Raw genomic sequence first — 3,215 nt, 5'->3', positions numbered from 1 at the left:
CCGCGGGGGGGGGGGGGGCCCGCCGGGGCGGGCGCGGCGGCGGGGGGGGGGGGGGCGCCCGCCGGGGGGGGGGCGGCGGGCGCCCGCGACCGGGTGACGCTACTGCGTGCCTCACTGGACGCGGCGTGGCCGGACGGCCCGTTCGACCTGCTGGTGCTCAGCGAGGTCGGCTACTACCTGCAGGCGGAGGCGCTCGGCGCGACGCTGCGGCGGGAATGTCCGCGGCTGCTGCCGGGCGCCACCGTGGTCGCCGCCCACTGGCGGCACGACGTCGCGGACTACCCACTGACCGGCGACGAGGCACACGCCGTCATCGCGGCCACGCCGGGCCTGACACGGGTGGGGTGTTACCGGGACGACGACGTGGTGATCGAGGTGTTCGACACCGGTGACGGCCGGTCGGTCGCCGCCCGTGAGGACGTGCCGGGCGCGTGCTGAGCGGCGCGCGTCCGCGACCGGGAAAGTGGGTAGGCGAAGACCCATGCGGGTAGCGACTTTCAACATCCTGCACGGCCGAACCGTGGGCGACGGCGTCCACCTGGACCGGCTGCGCGACTGCGTGCGCCGCCTCGTCGCCGACGTCCGCGGCGGTCACCCGCTCACAGCGCTCCGCCAACCGCGCGGTCAGCGTCCCAATGGAACAGCCGGGCTCGAAGGCGTGCCGGTAGCGCTGCCGGGGCAGCAGCGCCAGCGTGATCGCGTACTTACGCCGCTCGTACCACCGCGTCGCGAGCCGCCACGGATCCTCGGCCTCGACGTACATGCGGTCGAAGTACGCGTCGGGCAGCCGCGACGTCACCGGAAGACCACCTCGCCGACCGCGAACAACCGGTCCAGCACGAACGGCGGCAGCACCGCCGGCTCGTCCCCGCTCGAGGTGAACTGGCTCCGATAGCATTGCGCCGCTTGGCGTTTGCGTGCGGTGGCCCAGCCGGGCGCCGGCACGCAATGCGCCCGGTCCCACGGCACCGCGCGATCCTCGGGTTGCGCCCAATGCCACATCCACACCGGATACTCCAGCAGCGTCGCCCCGGTACGCGCGCACGCCGTGGCCGCCGCGCGCCCCACGGCCTCGTGGTCGGGATGCCCATCGCCTCGCCAGGTGGCGGCGCACCACGTCGCGTCGTCGGCATCCTGCAGCAGTTGGGTCAGGGCGTGCGCTATCGCGGGCTCGTGGTCGGCCAGCTCCCCGTCGGGCAACCCCAGTTCTACGGGTGCGGCCGTGCGCAAAGTGGTTGTGGCGCGCCGTATTTCGTCTCGCCGCACGGCCGCCAGGCGAGACCGCTGCGCCTCCGGCGCCCCGGGGTGGGCGGCGTCGCCGTCGCTCACCGACACCACCCGCACGGGCACCCCCGCGGATGCCAGCTGGGCGATGGTGGCGCCGAAGCCCAGGGTTTCGTCGTCCGGGTGCGGGGCCGCCACGACGAGGTGCCGGCACGACGCGAGGTCGAGCGGCGGCGGGGGTGAACTCGCAAAGGCGGTGCGCCACAACTCGGTGGGCGTGCCGCCGTGTGACAGCGGCGCGGCGGCGAATCGGGCGCAGTTGCAGGGGGCCGTCAAGGCGTGCGCACCGGCTGCTGCCCGGCCAACCGGCCGAGCTCGGCCAGGTCGCGCTCGGCGTGGCTTTGCCGAATGTAGATGCTCAGGTCGGCGACGCGCTGCGCGTGCCGCCCGTCCTGGCAGAGCGGACCGGGCCCCAGCGCACGGCCGGTGCGGGTGATGGCCTCGTCGACCGCGTGTTCCACCACCGTGCGGACGCGGCGGGCCAACAGTTGCGCGGTGCCGGAGCGGTCGAACGGGTCGGAGTCGACCTGCGTCGCGGCCACGGCCAGGATCGCGTCGCTCGCCGCCAGGGCGGCGTCCACCGCGCCGAGGTGGGCGAGGGAGTACGCGTCGGCGGACTCGCCTGCGGCGCAACGATACAGCGGATCGGCGACCCGGCGTGCCCCGCCGAGCCAGCAGGCGGCGACGCCGATGGCGCCATGCCAGAAGCCGGGCCGGCGCAGGTAGTCGCCGGGGTCGCCCACGGCGACGGCCTGGGCGTTGGTGAACTGCACCGGCCGGGTGTCACTGCCGGCCATGCCGGCGTTCCACCACGTGCTGGGCAACGGTTTGACGGACGGATCGGTCAATGCCACCGCGAACAACCCGCGGCGCCCGTCGCCGAGCCGCGCGGTCACCAGCGCGTGCGTGCAGAACCCGGCGCCCGAGCACCACACCTTGGTGCCGTTGAGGGTGACGGCGCCGTTGACGTCGGTGGCCAGCAGCGTGGCATCCGGCGCCTCGGCCGCCCACACGCCCCACAGCTGATCGGGTTCAGGGGGCTTGCCGCCTAGCTCGTGCAGGATGGCCACCGCGTCCACGTGGGCCTCGGCCACCCGGGCGGCGACGATGTTCTCCTCGGCCAGCCGCGCCAGGCGTTGCCAGCGTTCGGCGGTGCGTCCGGACGCGGGGAGCGGCAGCTCGAGCCGTCCCGACTCGAGCCAGTGCCTGACCAGTCCCGCCGTCACGCGCAGTCACCCGCCGCCGATCTCCCCAGTTGCCTGAGGTGGTGAGCGAACCCGAAGGGGGCCCGGGCCTGGGTTCGCGCAGAGGTGATCACCGACAGGTCGGTGTCCCGGTGAATGCTGTAGTTGGCCGCCTCGAACCGCTCGACCAGGTCGAGGTCCTCGCCGGTGGCGAGGGACCGGAAGCCCCCCACCCGCCAATAGGCCCGGGCGTTGAAGCCCATGTTGGCGCCGTGGACGTGCTCGTGGTCGGCGCCCGAACTCCCCAGCGCCGCCTCGTAGCCACGCTGGTAGCGGTCGGCGACCGCGGCGGGGTGCTGCCGCCAGTCGGTCACCCGCACGACGCCCAGCACCATGTCCGCGCCGACGGCGATCTGGTGGACCAGCCAGCCGGGATCGACCCGGCTGTCCGCGTCCGTGGTGGCGTACCAGCAGCGGGCTTCGCGCACGCCGTCGCCCAGCACCGAGCGGGCGTAACCGAAACCGACCGCGCGGGCGGTGCCGACGTTGCGCGCGTCGACGCTGATGAAGTGCACGTCGGGCCCGTACTCACCGGCCAGGTCCACGCTGCCGTCGTCGCAGGCGTCGAGGACCACCACGATGGTGACCGGCAGGGGTGCGCACAGCGCGGCGGTGAGAACGGCCCGCAGGCACGCCGGCAGCTTGCCCCGCTCGTTGTGCGCGGGAATCACCACGGCGGCGGCGTCG

3 protein-coding genes and 3 pseudogenes are annotated in these 3,215 nt (G+C 74.3%); 2 read left to right on the top strand and 4 right to left on the bottom strand.

Annotated elements, in window-relative coordinates; translation table 11 throughout:
* Both A5714_RS25790 and A5714_RS27520 read left to right on the top strand, forming a co-directional pair.
* A pseudogene (locus tag A5714_RS25790) lies at window positions 1-438 on the top strand (SAM-dependent methyltransferase); the annotation flags it as partial.
* Between the two features lie 43 nt (window positions 439-481).
* A pseudogene (locus A5714_RS27520) lies at window positions 482-646 on the top strand (endonuclease); the annotation flags it as partial.
* Here the strand turns inward: A5714_RS27520 and A5714_RS26850 are convergent.
* From A5714_RS26850 to A5714_RS01435, 4 genes and pseudogenes are all read right to left on the bottom strand, one after another.
* Window positions 617-763, bottom strand: a pseudogene (locus A5714_RS26850) (SAM-dependent methyltransferase); the annotation flags it as partial. The pseudogenes A5714_RS27520 and A5714_RS26850 overlap by 30 nt on opposite strands.
* A 32-nt stretch (window positions 764-795) precedes the next feature.
* A complete protein-coding gene (locus tag A5714_RS01445) occupies window positions 796-1,560 on the bottom strand; it encodes a PIG-L deacetylase family protein (protein WP_068281987.1) in 765 nt (254 codons plus the stop codon).
* On the bottom strand, window positions 1,557-2,510 hold the full coding sequence (locus tag A5714_RS01440; protein ID WP_068071843.1) for an acyl-CoA dehydrogenase family protein: 954 nt from the start codon (window positions 2,508-2,510) through the stop codon (window positions 1,557-1,559). The genes A5714_RS01445 and A5714_RS01440 overlap by 4 nt, the downstream gene beginning before the upstream one ends.
* Window positions 2,507-3,202, bottom strand: coding sequence for a glycosyltransferase family 2 protein (locus A5714_RS01435; protein ID WP_369829410.1), 696 nt, complete (start codon window positions 3,200-3,202; stop codon window positions 2,507-2,509). The genes A5714_RS01440 and A5714_RS01435 overlap by 4 nt, the downstream gene beginning before the upstream one ends.
* Between the last annotated feature and the right edge of the window lie 13 nt (window positions 3,203-3,215).

It is taken from the genome of Mycobacterium sp. E2462 (assembly GCF_001672685.1).
GTDB lineage: Bacteria > Actinomycetota > Actinomycetes > Mycobacteriales > Mycobacteriaceae > Mycobacterium.
The sequence above is the reverse complement of the archived record's forward strand: the minus strand, read 5'-3'. Positions and strand labels throughout refer to the sequence as shown.